The organism is Pseudaeromonas aegiceratis, assembly GCF_046254905.1.
In the GTDB taxonomy this organism is placed as follows: Bacteria; Pseudomonadota; Gammaproteobacteria; order Enterobacterales; family Aeromonadaceae; genus Pseudaeromonas; species Pseudaeromonas aegiceratis.
Genome location: NZ_CP158016.1, coordinates 496,950 through 517,281, shown reverse-complemented (window position 1 = coordinate 517,281; position 20,332 = coordinate 496,950). Strand labels below are relative to the sequence as shown.

Sequence of the window (20,332 nt, the reverse complement as noted above, 5' to 3'; positions counted from 1 at the left end):
TCGGGGTTAGACTCGGGTAAACCCAGGCAATCGAAGGAGTTTCCCATGGTGGTCTCACGCAACCTGACCTCAGTCGCCCTGTTGGGCACAAGCCTGCTGCTGGCGGGCGCCGCCCAGGCCGAATCCGATGTCAGCATGTTCCCGCCCGCCGCAGAGGGACAGCAGCGGCTGGTGATCCAGCTGCCCAAGCTGGACCAGGAGCAGGACGTCAAGGTGGAAATCCAGCTGGCCAAGGCAATGGAGGTGGATTGCAACCGCCAGCGCCTCGGCGGCGATCTCAGTCGGGAGAGCCTCAAGGGCTGGGGCTACTCCTACCATGTGTTGGCCCAGGTCTCCGCCCCCATGAGTACCATGATGGCCTGTCCCGACAAGTCCAAACATGAAGCCAAGGTCCCCGTGGTGGGCCAGGGCTACCTGCTGGACTACAACAGCCGCCTGCCCCTGGTGATCTATGTGCCGGCGGATCTGGAGGTGAGCTATCGCCTCTGGCAGGCCGGCGACAGCCAGCCGGCGCCCCAAGGCTGACGGGCCGACCACAGATCTCAGAAGGCGCTCCTTGGAGCGCCTTCTTGTTTTCTCTGCCACCACCACACGCCATGGCCGCTGGCCATCATGGGCTCAGGCGCACCGGCAGCCGTCTGGGGCCCCAGCGGCCCGGTTCCGCCTCGAAGCGCCCGGCCAGAGTACGACCGCAGTGGGGGCAGCAGCCCGTCGGGCTCAAGCCCCAGTGACTCAGCCGGTAGCCGTCCCGCTCGATGAGCAGGGCGCCGCAACCGGCACAGTGGGTCTGGCCGCCGGCCCGATCGCTGCGATTGCCCAGATAGACGTGCTGGAGCCCGGCCTGTTGGGCGATGGCCCTGGCCTGCTGCAGGCTGGCCAGGGAGGTCGCCGGTATGTGCTGCAGGTGAAAGTCGGGGTGAAAGGCGGTGAAGTGCAGCGGCACCTCGTCCCCCAGCTGCTCGTGGATCCAGCGGCACATGGTCGCCAGCTCGGCCGGATCGTCATTCAGCCCCGGGATCAGCAGGGTGGTGATCTCCAGCCACACCTGGGTCTGCTTATGCAGATAACTCAGGGTGTCCAGCACGGGCGCCAGGTGACCGCCGCAGATCTGGTGATAGAAGTCTTCGCTGAAACCCTTGAGATCCACGTTGGCGGCGTCCATGGCGGCGAAGAACTCGACCCTGGGCTCGGGCTCTATGTAGCCGGCCGTCACCGCCACAGTGGCGATCCCCTCGGCATGGCAGGCCGCCGCCACATCCAGGGCATATTCCATGAAGATCACGGGATCGTTGTAGGTGAAGGCGATGCTGCGACAGCCCAGCTGCTGGGCCAAGCGGACCAGCTGCGCCGGCTCAGCCGCGTCACACAGGGTGTCCTGCTCCCGGGATTTGCTGATCTCCCAGTTCTGGCAGAACTTGCAGGTGAGGTTGCAGCCGGCGGTGCCGAAGGAGAGCACAGGGGTGCCGGGCAGGAAGTGGTTCAAGGGCTTCTTCTCGATGGGGTCGACGCAGAAGCCGCTGGAGCGGCCATAGCTGGTGAGCACTATCTGGCCATCCTGTGCCTGGCGCACATAACAGACCCCGCGCTTGCCGTCCCGCAGCAGGCAGTGACGGGGGCAGAGGGTGCACTCGACCCGGCCATCGGCATGGCGCCGCCAGTAGTGGGTGGCGTGATAGTTCTGCATGACGCCTCCAATCAGGGGAGCAACACTATAATTGTAGAAGTCTCTGACCCAGGAGGGCCCATGCAAACGCTTAGAGCCGCCGCCGTGGCCGGTACCTTCTATCCGGCCAACCCCATCCAGCTGCGTCAGCAAATCGCACTCTGGTGCCAGGAGGGGGATGCTCCCGCCCTGCCCAGACCGGTGCGCGCCCTGCTGCTGCCCCACGCCGGTTACTGCTATTCCGGTGCCATCGCCGCCGCCGGCATCCGCCTGCTGCCCAGGCAGGGGATTAGCCGGGTGCTGATCCTCTGCCCGGCCCACCATGTCTACCTGCGGGGCATGGCCCTCTCCTCCGCCCAACGCTTCGCCACCCCCTTGGGTGAGATCCCCCTGGATAACGCCGCCCGGGCTGGGCTCTGCCATCTGCCGGGTGTGGTGATCAACGACGAGGCCCATCGTTTCGAACACGCCATCGAGGTGCAGTTGCCCTTCTTGCAGCAACAACTGGGCGACTTCAGCCTGCTGCCGGTGGTGGTGGGCGAGACCAGCCCCTCGGCGGTGGCGGGCCTGCTGGAGGCTGTGATGGATGAGCAGACCCTGCTCATCATCAGTAGCGATCTCTCCCATTACCTGACCTGGCAACAGGCGCGGGAGCAGGACGAGGAGACCCTGGCCCACATACTGGCGCTCAAGGGGGATCTGCAGGGCAACCAGGCCTGCGGCTGTTACGGCCTCAACGGCGCCCTGCTGTGGGCGCGGCGTCATAAGCTGCAGGCCAGCCGGCTGGCGGCAGCCAACTCGGGGGATACCGCCGGCGACAAGCACAGGGTGGTGGGTTATGCCGCAATTGCCTTCTATTGAGAGTCCAGAACAAGCCGCCATGCTGGCACTGGCCCGTGCCACCCTGGTGCATCACTGGCAGCGCCAGCTGCCCCTCCCCAACGTCATCCTGCCCCACGGCCAACTGACGCTGCCCTGTTTCGTCACCCTGCAGAAGCATGGCCAGCTACGCGGCTGCATCGGCTGCCTGGAGGGCCGCATGCCCCTGGTCCAGGCCATCGCCTATTTCAGCCTGGCGGCCGCCTTCTCGGATCCCCGCTTTGCCCCCCTAGGCCAGGACGAGCTGCCGCAGATCCGCATTCACCTCTCCTTGCTGGGCGGCATGAGTCCGCTCCCCGCCCACAGCCGCGCCGCCCTGCTGGCCGCCCTCACCCCAGGTGAGGATGGTCTCAAGCTGCAGGACCCTTACCATCAGGCCACCTTCCTGCCCAGCGTCTGGGAACAGCTACCCGATCCGGAAGACTTTGTGGATCAGCTGCTGCGCAAGGGCGGCTGGTCCCCGCACTGGCCCGGACAGTTACAGGCCTGGCGCTATCCCAGCCTGAGTTTTGGCGAAGATTGAGTCCAGATCCCCGCCTCATCTGTAACGCCGGGTAACAAGTGCCCCCTCGGATCACAGATCCGCACCGCCAATGACAACCGGTTGCATTGTTTGCTGTTAGGCTGCCGCCAAATAAGCTATCCGGAGCCCCCAATGCGTATCTCCAGCATCGAGGCCATGCGAACCCTGGCCATGTTAGCCGTGGTGGTGATCCACTCATCCCCCTTCGCTAACCCCTTCGATCCGACCATCTGGCCGGAGCCGCACCAGATCTATCTGGCGGCCCTGTTCAATCAGATCACGCGCTTTGCCGTACCGTTTTTCTTCCTGGCCGCCGGCTTCTTCTTCGAGCCCAAGCTCAAGGGGCCGAACGCCGGCGCCGCCCTCTGGCGCTACTGCCGTCCGCTGCTGTTGCTGTGGCTGGTCTGGAGCCTGGTCTACATACTGGTACCCTTCAATCCGCTGGCCGTCCTGAGTCAGGGCTACCTGACCACCATGACCCCCCAGTGGGGCTGGCTGCTCAGCGATGCCAACAACCTCTGGGTGGGGGGCATGGTGCACCTGTGGTATCTGCCGGCCCTGGGGCTGGCCATGGGGCTGTGTCTGCTGGCCGAGAGGCTGGGCAAACTGGAGCTGACCCTGGTGCTGGGGGTACTGCTCTATCTGCTGGCCCTGCTGGGCGGCTCCTACGCCAAGCCCATCCTGGGAGCTGAGTGGTCGCTGATGACCCGTAACGGCCCCTTCTTCTCGCTGATCTTCGTCAGCCTCGGCATGCTGATCCGCCGTTACCAGTGGCGCCTGCCTCGCCAGGCGGCCTTCTGGCTGATGACGGTCGGCGGCCTGCTCTACCTGCTGGAAGGCACGGCCCTCTATTTCCTGGAAGGCATCCCCTTCGGCCGGCATGACTTCCTGCTGGCCAGCCTGCCCTGGTGCCTGGGGCTCTTCCTCTGGCTGCTGGCCAATCCCAGCTGGGGTCAAGGCTCCTGGCTGGAGAAACTGGCGCCCAAGGTGCTGGGCCTCTACTGCCTGCACATGCTGCTGGTGATCTGGCTGATGCCCCTGAGCGCCGCCTGGATGTCGCCCTTGTGGGAAGTCTGCAAACCCCTGGTGTTGCTGGCCTTGTCGGTGCTGCTCTACCAGCTGCTGACCTGGCTGCCGCTCTCCAGCTGGCTGCTGCAAGGCAGACCCGCCGGCTCGTCAACCACCCTGCGCGCCGAAAAAGCCCAAGCCGCCAATTGACAAGCCGCGGCATAACGGGTTTAATGCGCGCCACGCCCGGATAGCTCAGTCGGTAGAGCAGCGGATTGAAAATCCGCGTGTCCTTGGTTCGATTCCGAGTCCGGGCACCATACAGCACAAGGCCCTGCAGCAATGCAGGGCCTTTTTGCTATGGGCGTTAAGCCTCGGCTTGCCAATCCGCTTATCCGCCTCCTGCTCCCCCGGCCTGTTTTTCCTGCCCCTCCCCGGCGGTGAAGCCGGCCACCACGTCGAACAGCTCCTCATCCATGGCGCTCTGCCGCAGGCGGTGAAAGTCGCCGGCCAGGGCGTCCAGCCGCTCGCCGATATTCTTCTCGGCCCGCTGCATGGCCGCCAGCCGACAGGTGTTTTCGCTGGCCAACGATTCGGCGCAGGCCCGGAACAAGGAGACGAAGAGATACTCGCTGACGAAGGCCAGCAGGGTGGCCTCGCCGCCATGCAGCACCTCGGGCAACTGCTGGCTTGGCCAGGGCCGGGCGGCTATCTCCCGCCGCCAACTCTCGTCCAGCGGCAACAGGCGCTGGCTGACGGCCTGATAGAGTTCCCCTGAGCACGGGCGATTGTGGAATAGGTAGAAGGCGTCTATCTCCTGCCGTGCCCGGCACGCCTCCACCGCCAGCAGCACCTGGCTCACCAGGCTGGCGATGCTGCCCAGGGCCGTGGGCAGCGGGAAGCTGGCGGTGACCCCCAGCGGGCTGTCGGCGAGCTGGGCCTGGATCCGCTCCCCCACCGCCCAGATCCGCCGCTCGCCGGGCAGGGGCTGCAGGGTCTGCTGGGCAAACGCCACCAGCTGCTCGTTGAACTGGCCCACCAGCCCCTGATCCGAGCCGAACAGCAGGGCGCCCACGGCGGCGGGCGCCCGACGCGACCTGGGCGCCGACGGCCCAAGTGTCGGCATGGTTGGCATCTGACGAAAACAGGCCAGCAGACCCAGCTGCACCGTCCTGTCATAGTCATCCAGCGCCTGCACCGCCCCCTCGTACTGGCTGATCCCCGCCGCGGCCATCGCCTTCATGGTGCGCACCACGGTCGCCAGATCCCCCGCCAAGGCGAGCTGACGCCGCAGGCTGGCCGCCGTCTGGCTCATGGGGTACCTCCCGCCGCGCCGCCTGCCGCCCCCTCCAGGCCTTCTGAAGCCGCGTTAAACAGGAAGGGGGCCAGCGCCCGGGCGGCGACCTGGGTGATCTGGCGCTTGTCCGCCTCGCTCAGGCGCTCGGTGCCCGTCAGCCGCGCCGCCAGCTCATCGGGCAGGGTCGCGGCGGCGGCCCACACCGCCCGCTCGGCGGCGGCCATGGGCGCCAGGGGCACCTGGTCGAACAGGCCGGCGGTCAAGGCCAGCAGTACCGTGATCTGCACCGGCACCGCCATGGGCGCCGAGGCCGGCTGCTTCAGGCAGGCACGGATGCGCCGGCCATGTTCCAGCTGCCGGCGACTGTGCTCGTCCAGGCGCGCGCCGAAGCGGGAGAAGGCCTCCAGCTCCTCGAACTGGGCGTAGGCCAGCTTGAGGGCGCCGGCCACCGCCCGGTAGGCGGCCCGCTGGGCCTTGCCACCCACCCGGGACACGGAGCGCCCCACCTCCACCGCCGGCAGCACCCCCAGCTCGAACAGCTCGGGGGAGAGGTAGATCTGGCCGTCGGTGATGGAGATCAGGTTGGTGGGGATATAGGCCGACATGTCCTGAGCCTCGGTCTCGATGATCGGCAGGGCGGTGAGGGAGCCGCCGCCCAGCTCAGGTGCCAGGTGAGTGGCGCGCTCCAGCAGCCGGGCGTGGAGGTAGAAGATGTCACCGGGGAAGGCCTCCCGCCCCGGCGGCCGCCGCAGCAGCAGCGACAGCTCGCGGTAGGCCCGGGCATGGTGGGTCAGATCGTCGTACACCACCAGCACGTCCCGCCCCTGGGCCATGAAGTGCTCGGCGATGCTGGTGGCCGCATAGGGCGCGATATAGGCCAGACCCGGGGGATCATTGCCCTCGGTGACCACCACCACCGTATAGGCCAGCGCCCCGGCCTCCCGCAGGGTGGCGATGACCTTGGCCACCCCGGCGGCCCGCTGGCCGATGGCGCAGTAGACACACAGCACGCCTGTGCCCCGCTGATTGAGGATGCTGTCCAGGGCGATGGCGGTCTTGCCGGTCTGCCGATCCCCCAGGATCAGCTCGCGCTGGCCGCGGCCCACCGGGATCAGGGCATCGATGACCTTGAGGCCGGTCTGCAAGGGTTCGGTCACCGGCGCCCGATCCATGATGTGGGCCGCCGGCCGTTCCACCGGCAGCCGCTCGTCCACCGCCAGGGGGCCCTGGCCGTCGAGGGGCCGGCCACGGGGATCCAGGATACGGCCCAGCAAGGCCGCCCCCACAGGCACATCCACCACATGGCCCGTCCGGGCCACGGGATCGCCGGCCTGCAGCTCCCAGTAGTTCCCCAGCAGCACCACCCCGATCTCCTCCTCATCGACATTGAAGGCGATGCCTTCGATGCCGCCGGGAAACTGCAGCACCTCCTCAAAACCCACCCCGGGCAGGCCGGCCACCTTGGCGATGCCGGGGGCCAGACTCAAAATGTGGCCGCATTCCCGGGCCTGCAAGCGGGGGCGGAAGGCCGCACAACCCGCCGCCAGGCCAGCGAAGGTCTGCGCCAGGGTCGCCTTGAGGGAGTCAGCTGCCATCCTCTGCCTCCTCTTTTTCCGCCCCCCCCGTCTTGCCTTCCGGCACGGGCATCTTGCTGGCCAGCAAGGCATCGACGCTGCCTTCCAGCTCCGCCAGGTAGGCCTCCAGGTTCCACGCCAGCCGCTGACCATAGGCGCGCAGCTCGATGCCGCAGCCCGCCGCGGCCTGGCTGTCAAACTGCAGCGCCACCTCGTCCCCCAGCAGGCGGTGCAGCTGATCTTCCAGGCGCTGCCGCAGATCCACCGGCAGGGCCGCCGAGGTGCGGATCTGCAAGGGGCGAGCGGGGTCCTGCAAGGCAGTGCGCAAGGCCTGCCGCTCCTCGTCGCTCAGGGCCTGCAGCCGCGTCAGCAACACCTCCACCATGCGTGCCTCCAGGCTGCTGTCCGCCAGCTCCGCCAGCGCCTTGCGGGCGATGGCGAAGACCTGCCGGCGGGTCTGTTCGCTCAGGGCCTCGTGCAGGGCCTGGGCCTCCCGCCGCAGGGCAGCCTGATGCTTGCGCCGCAGCCGTTCGGCCTCCTGCCGGGTGGCGTCCAGCAGCCGCCGGCCCTGTGCCTGGGCCTCTGCCGTGGCCGTCTGCAGCAGCGCCGCCTGCTGCTGGGCCAGCTCGGCCGTCTTGTGCTCGAAGGCGTCGCGCTCGGCCGCCGCCGCGGCCTGACTGGCCTGGGCCTCCGCCAGGGCCTTGGCTATCGTCTGCTCCCGCGCATCGATGGCCTTGAGGATGGGCCGATAGAGGAAGCGCTTGAGCAGCCAGACCAGCAGCAAAAAGTTGAGGATCTGGGCGCCGACGGTGAACCAGTCGATCAACATGGCTAGTGTCCTGCGGCCTGGGCGATGACGTGGTTCCAGAACGGGTTGGCGAACAGCAGGATCATGGAGACCACGAAGCAGTAGATGGCCACCGACTCCACCATGGCCAGCCCGACGAACAGGGTCCGGGTGATGGTGGCCGCCGCATCGGGTTGCTGCGCCAGGGCGCTCAGCGCCGTGGCCACGGCCCGCCCCTCCCCGAAGGCGGGGCCCAGGCTGCCAATGGCGATGGTCAGGCCAGCGGTGACGATCGACACCACTGCAATCACTGTCATGCTATCCATACTCCCTCCTTGTCATCGGGATGCGGGTTCACGGTCGCCCTGCGGCCGGGAGCGGGTTGCCGCCGCGATATACACGGCCGCCAGTACGGTGAAGATGTAGGCCTGTACCATGCCGGTCAGCAGCCCCAGGGCACTCATGACCATGGGCAGGAACAGCGGGGCTATGGTCAGCAGGATGGCGAGTATCATGGAGCCGCTCATCATGTTGCCGAACAGCCGTGCCGCCAGGGCCAGGGTGCGGGACAGCTCGCCGAGGATGTTGAACGGCAGCATGATCACCGTCGGCTGCAGGTAGGCTCGCAGGTATTCCCGCAGGCCGTTCTCGGCGATGCCATACAGGGGCACGGCGATGAAGACGCAACCGGCCAGGGCCGCCGTGGTGGAGAGCGAGCCGGTGGGGGGCTCGAAGCCCGGCACCAGGGTCAGCAAGGCGGCCAGGGCGATAAACAGGAACAGGCTGCCCAGAAAGCCCAGATAACGGCGGGGCTGGCGCAGCCCGATCTCTGTCAGCTGGCTGAGGATGCCCAGCACCAGGATCTCCAGCAGCATCTGCCAGCGGCTGGGTACCGGCGAGGCCGAGAGGCGGCGCGTCACCAGGTAGGCGCCCAGGGTCAGCAGCAGCATGATGAGCCAGGTGAAGAGGAGGGTGGCGTTGAGGTGCAGCCATCCCCACTGCCAATAGAGGATGGCGTCCGGGCTAATATGCATGGGGACTCTCCTGGGGTGAGGGGCGCGGGCGGGTCAGCCGCGTGACTCCAAGGCGCGCCAGGCCGATGCCCCCCAGGGCGACCAGCCAGTTGAGCCAGGCATCGCCACAGAGCCAGTACAGGCCCGCCAGCAGGCCGGCCAGCCGCAGTACCGCGCTCACGCCCAGCCACAGCGCCAGGTGGCGCGAGGCCAGCGCCCGCCGCACCGTCCACCAGAGGCCGCCGTAGAAGAGGCCCCCCAGCAACACGCCGCCCAGCAGCGGCCACAGCCAGCCCAACTCACTCATCGTCGTCTTGCTCCTGTTTGCGGATCTCCCGCTCCTCCTTGGCCAGCCAGTGCCAGGCGTTGACGCAGCCCAGCAGCAGGCCGGCCACCAGCAGCGCCAGCGTCCAGGAGCGGCCGCCGGGATAATGCGCATCCAGCCACAGCCCCAGGGCGGCCCCCAGCAGGGTCGGCAGCGCCACCGACCAGCCCACCAGCCCCATCATGCCCAGCCCTGCCCAGAGGGTGCGGGTCGGCTGGCCCTGGGCGCGCCGCTTGCGGGCCACCTTGCGGCGGAGCTGGTGGCTGAAGGCCCGCCCCGGATCCTTGCCCTCAGCCATGGTGCAGGCTCGCAAACCGGCGGATGAAGCCGCCCTCCAGCTTGGCCAGCACGGCGCGCACCTGCGCCTCCTGCTCGTCCCGCGCCAGAAACTCCCGCACCACCGCCTGATGCAGCTCCGCCAGGGACCGGCCGCCGATGGCGTTGCGCACCGAGACCAATACCCGATCGCCGGTCTTCACCAGCACGCCGGTATCCACCGCCAGATAGACCTCCCCCGCGGTGGGGGTCTCGTAGAGCAGGATCCCCGGCACCAGGGCCGCCCCGCAGTCGAGGCGGTGGGGCAGCAGGCCGAAGGAGCCGGTGCGGGACTCCACCAGGATGCGCGACACATCGGCCACCTCGGCGAACACCCGAAACGGCAACAAGATCTTAAGCCCCATGCCCGCTGCCATGGCCCGCCTCCTGAGCGCGCGTCGCCTCGTCAATGCTGCCTATCATGTACAGGGCGCTCTCCGGCAGCGCGGCGAACTCGTCCCGCAGGATGCGCTCGCAGCCATCCAGGGCGTCCGCCAGACTCACCAGCCGCCCCGGCAGCGTGGTGAACTGCTCCGTGGTGAAGAACGGCTGGGTGAGAAAGCGCTCCAGCCGCCGCGCCCGCCCCACCAGCTGGCGGTCAGCGGCACTCAGCTGCTCCAGCCCCAGCATGGCGATGATCTCCTTGAGATCGGCATACTGCGCCAGGGTGCTGCGGATCGCCTGGGCCAGGGCATAGTGCCGCTCGCCCACTATGCCGGGGGTAGCCATCTTGGAGTTGGACTGCAGGGGATCGATGGCCGGGTAGAGGCCCTCGCTGGCCTTCTTGCGGGAGAGCACTATGGAGGCCGACAGGTGGGAGAAGGTGTGCACGGCGGCGGGGTCGGTGAAGTCGTCCGCCGGCACATAGACCGCCTGGATCGAGGTGATGGCGCCGGCATCCGTGTTGGCGATGCGCTCCTCCAGCTGCGCCAGCTCGGTGCCCAGGGTCGGCTGGTAGCCCATCCGGGCCGGCATCTGCCCCATCAGGCCGGAGACCTCCATCCCGGCCTGGATGAAGCGGAAGATGTTATCGATGAGCAGCAGCACGTCCCTATGCTCATCATCGCGGAAATACTCCGCCATGGTCAGGGCCGCGTGGCCCACCCGAAAGCGTGCCCCCGGCAGGGCGTTCATCTGGCCGAACACCATCACCATGTTCTCCAGTACGCCGGCCGCCTTCATGTCGCGGTAGAGCTCCTCCCCCTCCCGGCAGCGCTCGCCGATGCCGCAGAAGATGCTGACGCCGGCATGCTGCCCCACCATGTTGTGGATCATCTCGGTGAGCAGCACCGTCTTGCCCACCCCGGCGCCGCCAAACAGCCCGGCCTTGCCGCCGCGCTCCAACGGCATCAGCACGTCGATCACCTTGATGCCGGTCTCGAAGACCTGGGAGCGGGTGGAGCGATGGGCCAGGGCGGGGGGCGCGCGATGCACGCTGCGCCATTGCACCTCGGGGGGCGGCAGCCGGTCGATGGCATGGCCGAACACATCGAACATCCGCGACAGTATGGCCTGGCCCACCGGCGCCAGCAGGGGGCCGCCGCTATCCAGCACCGGCATGCCCCGGGCCAGCCCCTGGGTGGCGGTGAGGGCGATGCCCCGCACCCGCTGGGCATCCAGTTGGCTGAGCACTTCGATGGCCACAGCCCCGTCCGGCCCCGCCTGCAGCAGGGAATGGATGGGCGGGAGCGAGGAGGGAAAACGAATATCGACGACGCTGCCGCGAATGGACACTATGACGCCACGGTTCGATGTCGCAGTCATATGGATGCCTCAGGTCTGCACCTCTTGAGTGTAGAGCAGTCCGGAAGCAAGCTGCGGCGGTTACCCGCATGCCGGCCCAGGCCAGGGCCTCAGGCCAAAAGGCAGCGCCTACCGCGAGACAAAAAGAAGAGCCGGCCCAAGCCAGCTCTTTTTGCCCTATCGGTGCAGTCGCTCCATGACCGAGAGGTGGATGGCCGGCTTAACCGGCCACCGCGCTGCGCACCATCTCCCGCCAGGAGGTGGTGGCATGGCCCAACAGGCGCCGCAGGTCACCGGCATCATCAAACAGCCCACCCTGGCTGGCCCCCACATCGGAGTCGGACAGCAGCTGGGCAAAGCCCGCCGGCAGCCCGGCCTGCTCCAGCACGGCGGCAAACTCAGCCTGGGGCAGATCCTGATAGCGGACCTGAGTGCCCGCCGCCTCGCCGATGGCGGCGGCAAATTCGGCCAGCGTATAGGTCTCATCCCCCGCCAGCTCGTAGACGGTGCCGGAGGCTTGTGGCTGCGTGAGGACGATTGCAGCGGCCTCGGCATAGTCGGCCCGTGCCGCCGACGCGATGCGGCCTTCACCGGCACTGCCAAGCAGGACCTGATGACTCAGGGCCGCCGGCACCGAGGCCAGGTAGTTTTCCGTGTACCAGCCATTGCGCAGCAGCACATACTCCAGCCCAGAGTCACGGATGAGCCGCTCGGTCTGGCGGTGTTCGTCCGCCAGCGCCAGGGGCGACACATCGGCATGCAGCAGGCTGGTATAGAGCAACCGGGTGACGCCGGCGGCTTGGGCAGCCTCGATGACGGCAGCGTGCTGGGGTACCCGCTGGCCGATCTCGTTGCCGGAGATCAGCAGCACCTTGTCGGCACCTGCAAAGGCACGGCGCAGGGAGGCCGGGTCTGTGTAATCGGCCTGGCGCACCTGCACGCCGCGGGCGGCCAGATCGGCCACCTTCTTGGGATTGCGTACCGCCGCCACGATTTGCCCCGCCGGCAGGCGTTGCAGCAGAAACTCGACAACTAGCCGGCCCAATTGGCCGGAGGCACCCGTAACGACAATCATGTGAACTCCTTGGTTAATGCGGTTGACAGGACTACACTAGCCACCTAACAAACTTTTTGTAAGTACGCACCAAAAGGTAAGTATGAAATGAGCGATAGCAAGGAGGTGTCCCGCGACGAGCAAGTCGGGCTCGCAGAGCTGCTGGGCCGCGGTTATGTGTTTTCCGAGAAGTGTCCATCGCGGGAGCTGCTCAAGCACGTCACCAGCCGCTGGGGGGTACTGGTGCTGGTGGCCCTGCTGGCCGGCACCCACCGCTTCAGCGACCTGCGCCGCAAGATAGGCGGCATCAGTGAGAAGATGCTGGCGCAAACGCTGCAGTGGCTGGAGCATGATGGCTTTGTCCGCCGCACCGCCTATCCTGTGGTGCCGCCCCATGTCGACTACGATCTGACCCCACTGGGGATCGAGGTGGCGCGGCATGTCGAACAGCTGGTGCACTGGATAGAGGAAAACCTGGCGACCATCCTAGGTGCCAAGCCATCCGCCTGAGGCACCCGCCAGATCTCCACCGACAAAACAGGGATCCCGATATGACCAAGTGTCCCGCTATAGCGCGGCGATGTCAGAGAGGGGCGTTAATTGGGGGACGAAAAAAGAAGCAGGGAAAATAACAGCAGATAAGGCGAGAGAGGGATAACGCTTTATTGATTGGCTAACTCAGAAAAACGACGCAGCGGAGCATCATTGGGAAATTGAGCGTGCAGCCAGGTCTGCATACCCTCTGTGGTCAACAGGCCACTGCGGTTTTGCCAAGTAATGCGTTTCTTATTACCAGCAGAGGTAGAAGGTGAATAACAGATCCAGCGATCTATGCTCGCGCTGCTATGTCGGGATACACATAGATCCTGTGTCAGATTTAAAAGCATAATAATTCCTTAAAATAGGTGCCGGAAAGGGGAGTCTTCACCGCTTCCCGGCCAACCATTAGAGCACGGAGACTTCGGCAGCCTGCGGACCCTTGGCACCATTCTCGATGGTGAAAGAGACGCGATCGCCTTCATTCAGCGAGCGGAAGCCACCACCGGCAATGGCGCGGAAGTGAACAAACACATCGGCGCCGCCATCTTGTTGAGCAATAAAACCGAAGCCTTTTTCGGCATTAAACCATTTAACAACGCCAGTTGTTTTAGACATATATAAAACCTACGAAATAAAATTGAATGTCACCTAAGGTGACGAGTTAACGATAACAGGTGGGAGAAACTCGAAACAATGTGCTGCGGGGCAACACAACTGCATAGGGAGGGGCTACTACTTGTTACAACATCTTCTTGCGAAGAAGTGCTAAGGTACGTGGAATTCAAGGCAAGCACAAGCTTTATTTTTAAACACCGCCCCTACGCGTTAGCCGATGCCCCCTGACCTACGGCTCCGCCGCCCGGCGAACAGCCGACGGTCGCGTTGTCATGCTTGCTGCTTGGGTCGGCCTGGGCCCGACGCTCTGCCAGCTAACAAGCGGCGAACTGTGGTCTGGATCGCCAAATATATCTCATGTGAGTCTTTAAACGTGCCTAATTTCACAGACGCTAATTTAGCCGAGCCATATTCTTAGACCGCAGAGTGACATTCGTAAGTCCGTGCTGATATTCCATCGTTGCACGTCCGCCCCGAACCCTTCCCATCGGGGCCTTTTTTTACCCGCTCCACGCCTTTCCCTCGACCCGACCCGCGGGTAGTCTGTTGGCCTGCGCCGCCAGGCCCCATTGCCGTCTATCGAGGAGCACTCAGTGGAACCGACCCCCAGCACCCCCGCCTTAAGCTTTGCCAGCGACAACGTCACCGGCGCCGCCGCTCCCATTCTGGAGGCCCTGTTGGCCTGCAACGCTGGCCAGTACCACTCCTACGGCGACGATGACTACAGCCAGCGGCTGGAACAGGCCTTCCGCCAGCTGTTTGAGCACGACAGCCTCAAGGTGTTTCTGGTGGCCACCGGCACCGCCGCCAACGCCCTGGGGCTGAGCCTGCTCACCCCGCCCTGGGGTCACGTGTTCTGCCACCCGGAGAGTCACATCAATCAGGATGAGTGCAACGCCCCGGGCTTCTTCAGCCACGGCGCCAAGCTGGTGACAGTGCCGGGTGACAACGCCAAGCTGGATCCGGCCCAGCTGCAGGGGGTGCTCACCACGGGACAGGGTGACGTGCACATGACCCAGCCCGCCGCCGTCAGCCTGACCCAGGCCACCGAGCTGGGCACCCTGTATCAGCTGGAGGAGATCCGCGCCATCGGCGCCCTGTGCCGCGAGGCCGGCCTGCGCCTGCACATGGACGGCGCCCGCTTCGCCAACGCCCTGGAGGCCCTGGGCTGCACGCCGGCCCAGATGACCTGGCAGGCGGGGGTGGAGGTGCTGAGTTTCGGCGCCACCAAGAACGGCGCCCTGGGGGTGGAGGCGGTGGTGCTGTTCGACCCCAGCTTGGCGGAGCAGTTTGCCCTGCGGCGCAAGCGCGGCGGCCACCTCTTCTCCAAGATGCGCTTCCTGGCGGCCCAGATGGAGGCCTATCTGGCGGACGATCTGTGGCGGCACAACGCCCGCCAGGCCAATGCCATGGCCCGCCGGCTGGCGGACGGCCTGGCCCAGGTGCCCGGGCTGTCCCTGGTGGCCCCCGTCGAGGCCAACATCCTGTTCTGCCAGCTGCCCCTGCCCCTCATCGCGGCCCTGCTGGCCGAAGGCTTCGATTTCTACCATGACCGCTGGGCACCGGGCGTGGTACGTCTGGTCACCTCCTTCGCCACCCAAGAGCTGGACGTGGATCACCTGCTGGCCCGGGTGCAGGCCCTGGCACCAAGCTGCCGCTGATAGGCTAAGGCCGGAGGATCTGGCTCGCCGGGCCTATGGGCTGGCTGTCCAGTCGGCAGGCCCCGTCGGCGGTCACCAGTATCTGGCTGGTTTCCCGATAGCCGCCGGCCCCGGGCAGCCCCTCGGGCAACAGCAGCGCCGTGGTCAGGGTCAGCACCATGCCCGCCTCCAGCAGCACAGGCCCGGTCTGAGGCAGGCTGGGCATCAGCAGTTGCAGGCGGGGCAGATAGGGCTCGATGCGCCGCTCTCCCAGGCCACACCGCTGATAGATGGCATCCAGGGCCTGGCCCAACTCGGCCACCGCCAGTCCGGGACAGATCAGGCTCAGGGCCTGCTGCTGCACCGCGCAGTTGATCTCCCAGCAGCGGGCCTGATCGTCATCGCAGTAGTGGGCGAACAGGGTGCGGCTCACCTCGAAGCCATAGCCCGCCAGCACGGGGCAGCAGGTCAGGTTCAGCACCTCGCCGGGGACAAAGTGCCGCGACGAGGGCCGGGTGTGGCGGCCATCGGTATTGGGTCCGGATTGAAACAGCGCGTAGCTGTCCTTGAGGGTCAGATGGGGCAGGCAGCGCGCCGTCTCCGTCAGCATGGCGGCCCGGGCCTGCTCGGCCACCTGGTATTCCGGTTGCGGCGCCAGCAGGGCCGCCCGGGCGGCGGCAAACCCCACCTGGGCCACCCGATCCGCCTGGGCCAGCAGCGCCAGCTCCTCGGGGCTCTTGTGCAGCCGCAGGTAGGCCAGCCGCCCCCCCACATCCACCGTCTCCTTGAGGGAGGGCAGGGCCTGGCTCATGGCCTGGGCCAGCCCCTGGCCCAGACTCCAGGCCTCCACGCCGAGCCGGCGCACCGCTGGCAACAGGGCGCGCAGCGAGCTCAGCAGGTGAGGCAGATCCCGGTAGAGGTAGCTGGAGCCGTAGCTGCTGCGGTAGGCATTGCCCCCCTCGCTGCAGGGGCACAGGGTGGCGGACAGCTCCGGGGTGATCAGCAGCAGGGTGGCGGCCAACGGCTCCTGCAGCAGGGGGGAGAGCTGACTGAAATAGTTGATGCTCTCCGGCTGACTCAGCAGCAGGGCATCCAGCTCATGCGCCTCCAGCAGCGCCCGGGCCCGCCCCAGCCGCGCCTGCATCTCCGCCGAGGAGAAGCTGCTGCGCGACTTGGCGCCATTGCGAATATCAATAAGTTCTTCAAGCACTTGCGCCTCCTATGCTGGCATCATGGTGCGCCAGCCAGGCTCGGGCGACAAACGCAGTCTGCTAATCGCAGGATAACCCCAGCTTATGCCGGACAGGGCTGGGCCCGATGGCGCGTCAGCAAGGCCGACACCTCCAGCTCACTCTCGAACTGGCGGGCCTGCTGCTGCAGCCAGGAGAAGAAGGCCGCCACCTGGGGCCTGTGCATCAGCTTCTTCAGGCAGACCACGTAGACGCCATCGTCCCGCTGAAAATCGTCAAACAGGGGCACCAGGCGCCCGCGCTCCACCTCCTTGGCCACCAGCACGTGCCGGCCCAGGGCCACGCCACGGCCGTCCAGGGCCGCCCGCACGATGAGATCCGCCTGGTTGAAGCGATAGCCGCTGCCGCAATCCACGTCCCGCACCCCGTGCTCCACCAGCCAGCGCTGCCAGGAGGTGGAGAGCTTGGCCTGGGGCAGGGAGTCGTGCAGCAGCACGGTATTGGCCAGGGCACGGGGGGTCGGCAGCGGCGTCTGGGCCAGCAGCTCGGGGCTGGCCACCGGATAGACGTAATCCCAGAACAGCAGCTGCTGCTCCATGGCCGGCTGATCGCCTATGCCGTGGCAGATACCGATATCGATGATTTCGTTATGAAAATTGGGCTCGGCCAGCTCGGCCACCAGATAAACGTCTATGTTGGGATGGTTGATGTGAAAGTCATGCAGCCGGGGCATCAGCCAGCTGCTGGCGAAGGAGGGCATGCAGTAGACCGTCAGCTTGCTCATCTGCCCCTGGGACTCGATCTCGCTGAGGCTGTCGCGGATCTCGATCAGGGAGGCGTGGATCACCGGGTAGAGCTTGGCCCCCTGCTCGGTGAGCAGCAGCTGGCGCACCCGCCGCTCGAACAGCTTGTAGCCCAGCCGCTCCTCCAGCTGGATCACCTTCTGGCTGACGGCGCTTTGCGACACGCACAGCTCCTGGGCGGCCAGGGTGAAACTCAGATGCCGGGCGGCAGCTTCGAAGAAGCGCAGGGACTCGAGCGGTGGCAGACGGATGGACATGGCAGGGACCCCGGACAACAGCGATAACCAGGCGCAGCGAATTTCATGCCAGGCTCAGGCCCCTGTCCCTCCCCCAGCCGGCCCGCCATCTGACCCTGACTGGTGCATTAGCCTGCCTGTTGCCACCCAAAATGGTTCATAAGCCCCCCTTATTCCTGGGGATTAGAAGATACCGTTTGTCCGTGCCCTCCCCTTGCCGAAAAGATAGCGGCAACACGGAACCCAACCCCTCGCAAGGAGAGTCACCCATGATCATCCACCACAAGCTGCACCAGTTGCTCTGCGCCGCCTGCCTGACCCTCACCGCCGTGAGCGCTCACGCCGACCTCTTGTCCGACATCAAGGCCAGAGGCGAGATCGTCATCGCCACCGAGGCCCGCTACGAACCCTTCGAGATGCTGGAGGACGGCAAGATCGTCGGCTACGGCAAGGATGTGCTGGACGCCATCCTGCAGGACCTGCCCGGCGTCAAGCTCAAGCAGCTGGATCTGCCCTTCCAGGGCATACTGGCGGGCCTGAGCGCCAAGCGCTATGACTTCGTCGCCACCTCGCTGATGATCACCCAGAAGCGGATGGACAACTACGCCTTCACCAACCCCATCGCCGATGCCTCCGTGGCCATCCTCAAGCGGGCCAACGACGACAGCATCCAGAAGCCCGAAGACATGGCCGGCAAGGTGATCGGCGTGCAGGCCGGCTCCGAACAGCTGACCGCGGTGAAGACCTTCGAAGAGCAGGTGCTCAAGCCCCAGGGCAAGGGTGTCAAGGCCATCAAGGAGTTCACCGACTACAACGAAGCCTATGCCGCCCTGGCCTCCCGTCGGGTAGACATAGTGCCCCAGGCCATTCCCAACCTGGCCCCCATCGTCAAGAAGCGCGGTGACATCTTCGCCATCGTCCAGCCGCCCTTCGGCGCCAAGACCTACTACGGCTGGGCCGCCCGCAAGGACGAGGACTCCCGTGCCCTGGTGGAGTTCTTCAATCAGGGTCTGCTGAAGCTGCACAAGAGCGGCAAGCTGGCCGAGCTGCAGCAAAAATGGTTCGGCTTCACCATGGACACGCCGGACGAGCTGCCCCAACCCAGCGCCTAATCGCCGCCTCGGGCCGGCCTGCCGCCGGCCCACCTCCCCCTTGCTGTAGAGAGAGTCTTGCCATGAGCCGTAACGACTATGAAAGCGGTCGACTGAACCTGCCCTTTGTCGGCCACACCACCTTTGCCAAGAGCCCCATCGTCAGCGACTGGCAGCAGATCGATGCCGATTTTGCCGTGCTGGGCGTGCCCTACGACATGGGCTGCCAGTACCGTTCCGGCGCCCGCTTCGGACCCCGCGGCATCCGCGCCGCCTCCACCCTGTTCAGCTTTGGCCACGGCGGCGCCTATGACCACGAGAGCGACACCCTCTACCTGCAGAAGGAGCAGGTGCGCATCGTGGATCTGGGGGACGTGGACATGATCCACACCGACTCGGCCCGCTGCCTGGCCAACACAGAGCAGGCGGTGCGCAGCATACTGGCCTGCGGCGCCATCCCGGTGATCCTGGGGGGCGATCACGCCATCACAGCCGCCAACGTGGCCGCCTTCAGCCAGCAGGGCCCCTTGCATGTGGTGCAGTTTGACGCCCACCTCGACTTCGTCGACGAGCGCCACGGCGTGCGCTACGGCCACGGCAACTGCATGCGCCGCATCTCCGAGATGGACCATGTCACCGGCATGACCCAGCTGGGGATCCGCAACGTCTCCTCCTCCAATCAGGACGACCACCAGGCCGCCCGGGACGCCGGTTCCACCATACTGTCGGTGCGCCAGATCCGCCGTCTGGGCATGGACGCGCTGCTGGCCCAGATCCCCGCCGACCGCCCCCTCTACCTGACCATCGACATCGACGGCTTCGACCCCTCCATAGCCCCGGGCACCGGCACCCCCAGCCATGGCGGCTTCACCTACTACGAGGTGCTGGAGATCATCGAGGCCCTGGCCCGCCGCAACCCCATCATAGGGCTGGATCTGTGCGAGGTGGCGCCGCCCTATGACCCCACCGAGGTCACCAGCATTCTGGCGGCCCAACTGCTGATGAACACCATAGGCTACATAGCCCACTACCGGGCACAAGGCGCCCTGGAGGTCGCCGGACAATGAGTCAGGATCCCAAGCTGCAACCGCGCTACAGCGGCATTCCCACCTTCATGCGCACCCCCTTCGCCCCCGAGCTGACGGATCTCGACGTGGCGCTGATTGGAGTGCCCTTCGACGGCGGTGTCACCAACCGCACCGGCACCCGCCACGGCCCGCGGGAGGTGCGCAACCAGTCCAGCCTGATGCGCACCGTCAACCAGGCCACCGGGGTGGCGCCCTTCGAGCTGGTGCGGGTGGGCGATGCCGGTGACGCCCTGCCGGAGAGCCCCTTCGAGCTGGTGCGGGCCCATGCCGACATCGAGGCCTTCTTCGACCGCATCCGGGCGGCCGGCGTGCTGCCCATCAGCGCCGGCGGCGATCACTCCATCAGCCTGCCGATCCTGCGGGCCCTGGCCAAGGACCGCGGCCCCCTGGCCCTGGTGCATTTCGATGCCCACTGCGATACCGGCGACTTCTACCTGGGCTCCCGCTTCCACCACGGCTCCCCCTTCAAGGTGGCCGCCGAGGAGGGGCTCATCGATCCCCACCGCACCATTCAGATCGGCATCCGCGGCAGCCTGACCGACAAGGACATCTGGCGCTTCAGCCACGACAGCGGCATGCGGGTCATCTACATAGAGGAGTTCTACCGCCTGGGCCTGGACGGCGTCATGGCCGAGATCCAGCGGGTGGTGGGGGACAGCCCCGTATACGTCACCTTCGACGTGGACGGACTGGATCCTGCATATGCTCCCGGTACCGGTACCCCGGAGATCGGTGGCTTCACCACCTTCGAGGCCCAGCAGATGATCCGCTCCTTAGGCAATCTCGACATCGTCGGGGCCGACGTGGTGGAGGTGTCGCCGCCCTTCGATCCCAGCGGGGTCACGGCGCTGGTGGGGGCCACCATGATGTTTGAGCTGTTGTGCGTCTGCGCCCAGTCGCTGACCCGCCGAGCCCGTGATTAACCAAGACAAGTAAGTCCGGGCCCTG

General features: G+C 66.3%; 23 protein-coding genes and 1 tRNA gene. 10 read left to right on the top strand and 14 right to left on the bottom strand.

The window, feature by feature from the left end; translation table 11 throughout:
• The first annotated feature begins 45 nt into the window (after positions 1-45).
• Positions 46-525, top strand: coding sequence for a serine protease inhibitor ecotin (gene eco / locus ABHF91_RS02620; protein ID WP_409421932.1), 480 nt, complete (start codon positions 46-48; stop codon positions 523-525).
• An 85-nt stretch (positions 526-610) separates the two neighbouring features.
• Here eco and amrS read toward each other — a convergent pair whose 3' ends face one another.
• The gene (gene amrS, locus ABHF91_RS02615; protein WP_409421931.1) at positions 611-1,684 is read right to left on the bottom strand and encodes an AmmeMemoRadiSam system radical SAM enzyme; all 1,074 of its coding nucleotides are present in this window, start codon (positions 1,682-1,684) and stop codon (positions 611-613) included.
• Positions 1,685-1,744: 60 nt separating this feature from the next.
• On the opposite strand from amrS, the gene amrB reads away from it, so the two are divergent.
• The 4 genes from amrB (at position 1,745) to ABHF91_RS02595 (ending at position 4,393) form a co-directional block, all read left to right on the top strand.
• Entirely contained in the window at positions 1,745-2,524 is a 780-nt protein-coding gene (amrB, locus tag ABHF91_RS02610; protein ID WP_409421930.1) for an AmmeMemoRadiSam system protein B, read from the top strand.
• A 19-nt stretch (positions 2,525-2,543) separates the two neighbouring features.
• Complete coding sequence (gene amrA, locus ABHF91_RS02605) at positions 2,544-3,065, top strand: AmmeMemoRadiSam system protein A (protein WP_409421929.1); 522 nt, start codon at positions 2,544-2,546, stop codon at positions 3,063-3,065.
• Positions 3,066-3,197: 132 nt separating this feature from the next.
• Entirely contained in the window at positions 3,198-4,283 is a 1,086-nt protein-coding gene (locus ABHF91_RS02600; RefSeq protein ID WP_409421928.1) for an acyltransferase family protein, read from the top strand.
• A gap of 34 nt (positions 4,284-4,317) precedes the next feature.
• A tRNA-Phe gene (locus tag ABHF91_RS02595) sits at positions 4,318-4,393 on the top strand.
• A 71-nt stretch (positions 4,394-4,464) separates the two neighbouring features.
• Here the strand turns inward: ABHF91_RS02595 and ABHF91_RS02590 are convergent.
• The 10 genes from ABHF91_RS02590 to ABHF91_RS02545 form a co-directional block, all read right to left on the bottom strand.
• Complete coding sequence (locus tag ABHF91_RS02590) at positions 4,465-5,388, bottom strand: F0F1 ATP synthase subunit gamma (protein WP_409421927.1); 924 nt, start codon at positions 5,386-5,388, stop codon at positions 4,465-4,467.
• Positions 5,385-6,965, bottom strand: coding sequence for an alternate F1F0 ATPase, F1 subunit alpha (locus ABHF91_RS02585; protein WP_409421926.1), 1,581 nt, complete (start codon positions 6,963-6,965; stop codon positions 5,385-5,387). Before ABHF91_RS02585 ends, ABHF91_RS02590 begins: the two co-directional genes overlap by 4 nt.
• Positions 6,955-7,773, bottom strand: coding sequence for a hypothetical protein (locus ABHF91_RS02580; protein WP_409421925.1), 819 nt, complete (start codon positions 7,771-7,773; stop codon positions 6,955-6,957). The genes ABHF91_RS02585 and ABHF91_RS02580 overlap by 11 nt, the downstream gene beginning before the upstream one ends.
• 2 nt (positions 7,774-7,775) lie before the next feature.
• The gene (locus tag ABHF91_RS02575) at positions 7,776-8,057 is read right to left on the bottom strand and encodes a F0F1 ATP synthase subunit C (protein ID WP_409421924.1); all 282 of its coding nucleotides are present in this window, start codon (positions 8,055-8,057) and stop codon (positions 7,776-7,778) included.
• 12 nt (positions 8,058-8,069) lie between these two features.
• The gene (locus ABHF91_RS02570; RefSeq protein WP_409421923.1) at positions 8,070-8,765 is read right to left on the bottom strand and encodes a F0F1 ATP synthase subunit A; all 696 of its coding nucleotides are present in this window, start codon (positions 8,763-8,765) and stop codon (positions 8,070-8,072) included.
• Positions 8,755-9,051, bottom strand: coding sequence for an ATP synthase subunit I (locus tag ABHF91_RS02565; RefSeq protein WP_409421922.1), 297 nt, complete (start codon positions 9,049-9,051; stop codon positions 8,755-8,757). The genes ABHF91_RS02570 and ABHF91_RS02565 overlap by 11 nt, the downstream gene beginning before the upstream one ends.
• Positions 9,044-9,367 (bottom strand): AtpZ/AtpI family protein, encoded by a 324-nt coding sequence (locus ABHF91_RS02560; protein WP_409421921.1) that lies wholly within the window; start codon positions 9,365-9,367, stop codon positions 9,044-9,046. Before ABHF91_RS02560 ends, ABHF91_RS02565 begins: the two co-directional genes overlap by 8 nt.
• A complete protein-coding gene (locus tag ABHF91_RS02555) occupies positions 9,360-9,761 on the bottom strand; it encodes a F0F1 ATP synthase subunit epsilon (protein WP_409421920.1) in 402 nt (133 codons plus the stop codon). Before ABHF91_RS02555 ends, ABHF91_RS02560 begins: the two co-directional genes overlap by 8 nt.
• Positions 9,739-11,148 carry a F0F1 ATP synthase subunit beta gene (gene atpD, locus ABHF91_RS02550; RefSeq protein WP_409421919.1) on the bottom strand — a complete coding sequence of 470 codons (1,410 nt, stop codon included), beginning with the start codon at positions 11,146-11,148 and terminating at the stop codon, positions 9,739-9,741. Before atpD ends, ABHF91_RS02555 begins: the two co-directional genes overlap by 23 nt.
• 199 nt (positions 11,149-11,347) lie before the next feature.
• Entirely contained in the window at positions 11,348-12,202 is an 855-nt protein-coding gene (locus tag ABHF91_RS02545) for an SDR family oxidoreductase (RefSeq protein WP_409421918.1), read from the bottom strand.
• Between the two features lie 87 nt (positions 12,203-12,289).
• Between ABHF91_RS02545 and ABHF91_RS02540 the strand changes: the two genes are divergently transcribed.
• Positions 12,290-12,691 (top strand): winged helix-turn-helix transcriptional regulator, encoded by a 402-nt coding sequence (locus ABHF91_RS02540; protein ID WP_409421917.1) that lies wholly within the window; start codon positions 12,290-12,292, stop codon positions 12,689-12,691.
• Positions 12,692-13,126: 435 nt separating this feature from the next.
• Here the strand turns inward: ABHF91_RS02540 and ABHF91_RS02535 are convergent, their stop codons facing one another.
• Positions 13,127-13,336 carry a cold shock domain-containing protein gene (locus tag ABHF91_RS02535; RefSeq protein WP_345012720.1) on the bottom strand — a complete coding sequence of 70 codons (210 nt, stop codon included), beginning with the start codon at positions 13,334-13,336 and terminating at the stop codon, positions 13,127-13,129.
• A 593-nt stretch (positions 13,337-13,929) separates the two neighbouring features.
• On the opposite strand from ABHF91_RS02535, the gene ABHF91_RS02530 reads away from it, so the two are divergent.
• Positions 13,930-14,997 (top strand): threonine aldolase family protein, encoded by a 1,068-nt coding sequence (locus tag ABHF91_RS02530; RefSeq protein ID WP_409421916.1) that lies wholly within the window; start codon positions 13,930-13,932, stop codon positions 14,995-14,997.
• Between the two features lie 4 nt (positions 14,998-15,001).
• On the opposite strand, the gene ABHF91_RS02525 is transcribed toward ABHF91_RS02530, so the two are convergent.
• Together ABHF91_RS02525 and gcvA are read right to left on the bottom strand one after the other, a co-directional pair.
• Positions 15,002-16,186, bottom strand: coding sequence for an aminopeptidase P family protein (locus tag ABHF91_RS02525; protein WP_409421915.1), 1,185 nt, complete (start codon positions 16,184-16,186; stop codon positions 15,002-15,004).
• A gap of 83 nt (positions 16,187-16,269) precedes the next feature.
• Positions 16,270-17,226, bottom strand: a complete 957-nt coding sequence (gcvA, locus tag ABHF91_RS02520) for a transcriptional regulator GcvA (protein ID WP_409421914.1) — start codon at positions 17,224-17,226, stop codon at positions 16,270-16,272.
• A 248-nt stretch (positions 17,227-17,474) separates the two neighbouring features.
• On the opposite strand from gcvA, the gene ABHF91_RS02515 reads away from it, so the two are divergent.
• The 3 genes from ABHF91_RS02515 to speB (ABHF91_RS02505) all read left to right on the top strand — a co-directional run bounded on the left by ABHF91_RS02515 (position 17,475) and on the right by speB (ABHF91_RS02505) (position 20,307).
• Positions 17,475-18,317, top strand: coding sequence for a transporter substrate-binding domain-containing protein (locus ABHF91_RS02515; protein WP_409421913.1), 843 nt, complete (start codon positions 17,475-17,477; stop codon positions 18,315-18,317).
• A 62-nt stretch (positions 18,318-18,379) separates the two neighbouring features.
• The gene (gene speB, locus ABHF91_RS02510; RefSeq protein ID WP_409421912.1) at positions 18,380-19,363 is read left to right on the top strand and encodes an agmatinase; all 984 of its coding nucleotides are present in this window, start codon (positions 18,380-18,382) and stop codon (positions 19,361-19,363) included.
• Entirely contained in the window at positions 19,360-20,307 is a 948-nt protein-coding gene (gene speB / locus ABHF91_RS02505; protein WP_409421911.1) for an agmatinase, read from the top strand. The genes speB (ABHF91_RS02510) and speB (ABHF91_RS02505) overlap by 4 nt, the downstream gene beginning before the upstream one ends.
• The last annotated feature ends 25 nt before the right edge of the window (positions 20,308-20,332 follow it).

Excerpts from the sequence above, each read along its gene's own strand:
- ABHF91_RS02575 (WP_409421924.1), bottom strand. The coding sequence starts at position 8,057 with ATGGATAGCATGACAGTGATTGCAGTGGTGTCGATCGTCACCGCTGGC.
- ABHF91_RS02580 (WP_409421925.1), bottom strand. The coding sequence starts at position 7,773 with ATGTTGATCGACTGGTTCACCGTCGGCGCCCAGATCCTCAACTTTTTG.
- ABHF91_RS02585 (WP_409421926.1), bottom strand. The coding sequence starts at position 6,965 with ATGGCAGCTGACTCCCTCAAGGCGACCCTGGCGCAGACCTTCGCTGGC.
- ABHF91_RS02600 (WP_409421928.1), top strand. The coding sequence starts at position 3,198 with ATGCGTATCTCCAGCATCGAGGCCATGCGAACCCTGGCCATGTTAGCC.
- ABHF91_RS02545 (WP_409421918.1), bottom strand. The coding sequence starts at position 12,202 with ATGATTGTCGTTACGGGTGCCTCCGGCCAATTGGGCCGGCTAGTTGTC.
- atpD (WP_409421919.1), bottom strand. The coding sequence starts at position 11,148 with ATGACTGCGACATCGAACCGTGGCGTCATAGTGTCCATTCGCGGCAGC.
- ABHF91_RS02590 (WP_409421927.1), bottom strand. The coding sequence starts at position 5,388 with ATGAGCCAGACGGCGGCCAGCCTGCGGCGTCAGCTCGCCTTGGCGGGG.
- speB (WP_409421911.1), top strand. The coding sequence starts at position 19,360 with ATGAGTCAGGATCCCAAGCTGCAACCGCGCTACAGCGGCATTCCCACC.
- amrA (WP_409421929.1), top strand. The coding sequence starts at position 2,544 with ATGCTGGCACTGGCCCGTGCCACCCTGGTGCATCACTGGCAGCGCCAG.
- eco (WP_409421932.1), top strand. The coding sequence starts at position 46 with ATGGTGGTCTCACGCAACCTGACCTCAGTCGCCCTGTTGGGCACAAGC.
- amrS (WP_409421931.1), bottom strand. The coding sequence starts at position 1,684 with ATGCAGAACTATCACGCCACCCACTACTGGCGGCGCCATGCCGATGGC.
- amrB (WP_409421930.1), top strand. The coding sequence starts at position 1,745 with ATGCAAACGCTTAGAGCCGCCGCCGTGGCCGGTACCTTCTATCCGGCC.
- ABHF91_RS02570 (WP_409421923.1), bottom strand. The coding sequence starts at position 8,765 with ATGCATATTAGCCCGGACGCCATCCTCTATTGGCAGTGGGGATGGCTG.
- ABHF91_RS02560 (WP_409421921.1), bottom strand. The coding sequence starts at position 9,367 with ATGGCTGAGGGCAAGGATCCGGGGCGGGCCTTCAGCCACCAGCTCCGC.
- ABHF91_RS02515 (WP_409421913.1), top strand. The coding sequence starts at position 17,475 with ATGATCATCCACCACAAGCTGCACCAGTTGCTCTGCGCCGCCTGCCTG.
- gcvA (WP_409421914.1), bottom strand. The coding sequence starts at position 17,226 with ATGTCCATCCGTCTGCCACCGCTCGAGTCCCTGCGCTTCTTCGAAGCT.
- ABHF91_RS02535 (WP_345012720.1), bottom strand. The coding sequence starts at position 13,336 with ATGTCTAAAACAACTGGCGTTGTTAAATGGTTTAATGCCGAAAAAGGC.
- ABHF91_RS02555 (WP_409421920.1), bottom strand. The coding sequence starts at position 9,761 with ATGGCAGCGGGCATGGGGCTTAAGATCTTGTTGCCGTTTCGGGTGTTC.
- ABHF91_RS02565 (WP_409421922.1), bottom strand. The coding sequence starts at position 9,051 with ATGAGTGAGTTGGGCTGGCTGTGGCCGCTGCTGGGCGGCGTGTTGCTG.
- ABHF91_RS02540 (WP_409421917.1), top strand. The coding sequence starts at position 12,290 with ATGAGCGATAGCAAGGAGGTGTCCCGCGACGAGCAAGTCGGGCTCGCA.
- speB (WP_409421912.1), top strand. The coding sequence starts at position 18,380 with ATGAGCCGTAACGACTATGAAAGCGGTCGACTGAACCTGCCCTTTGTC.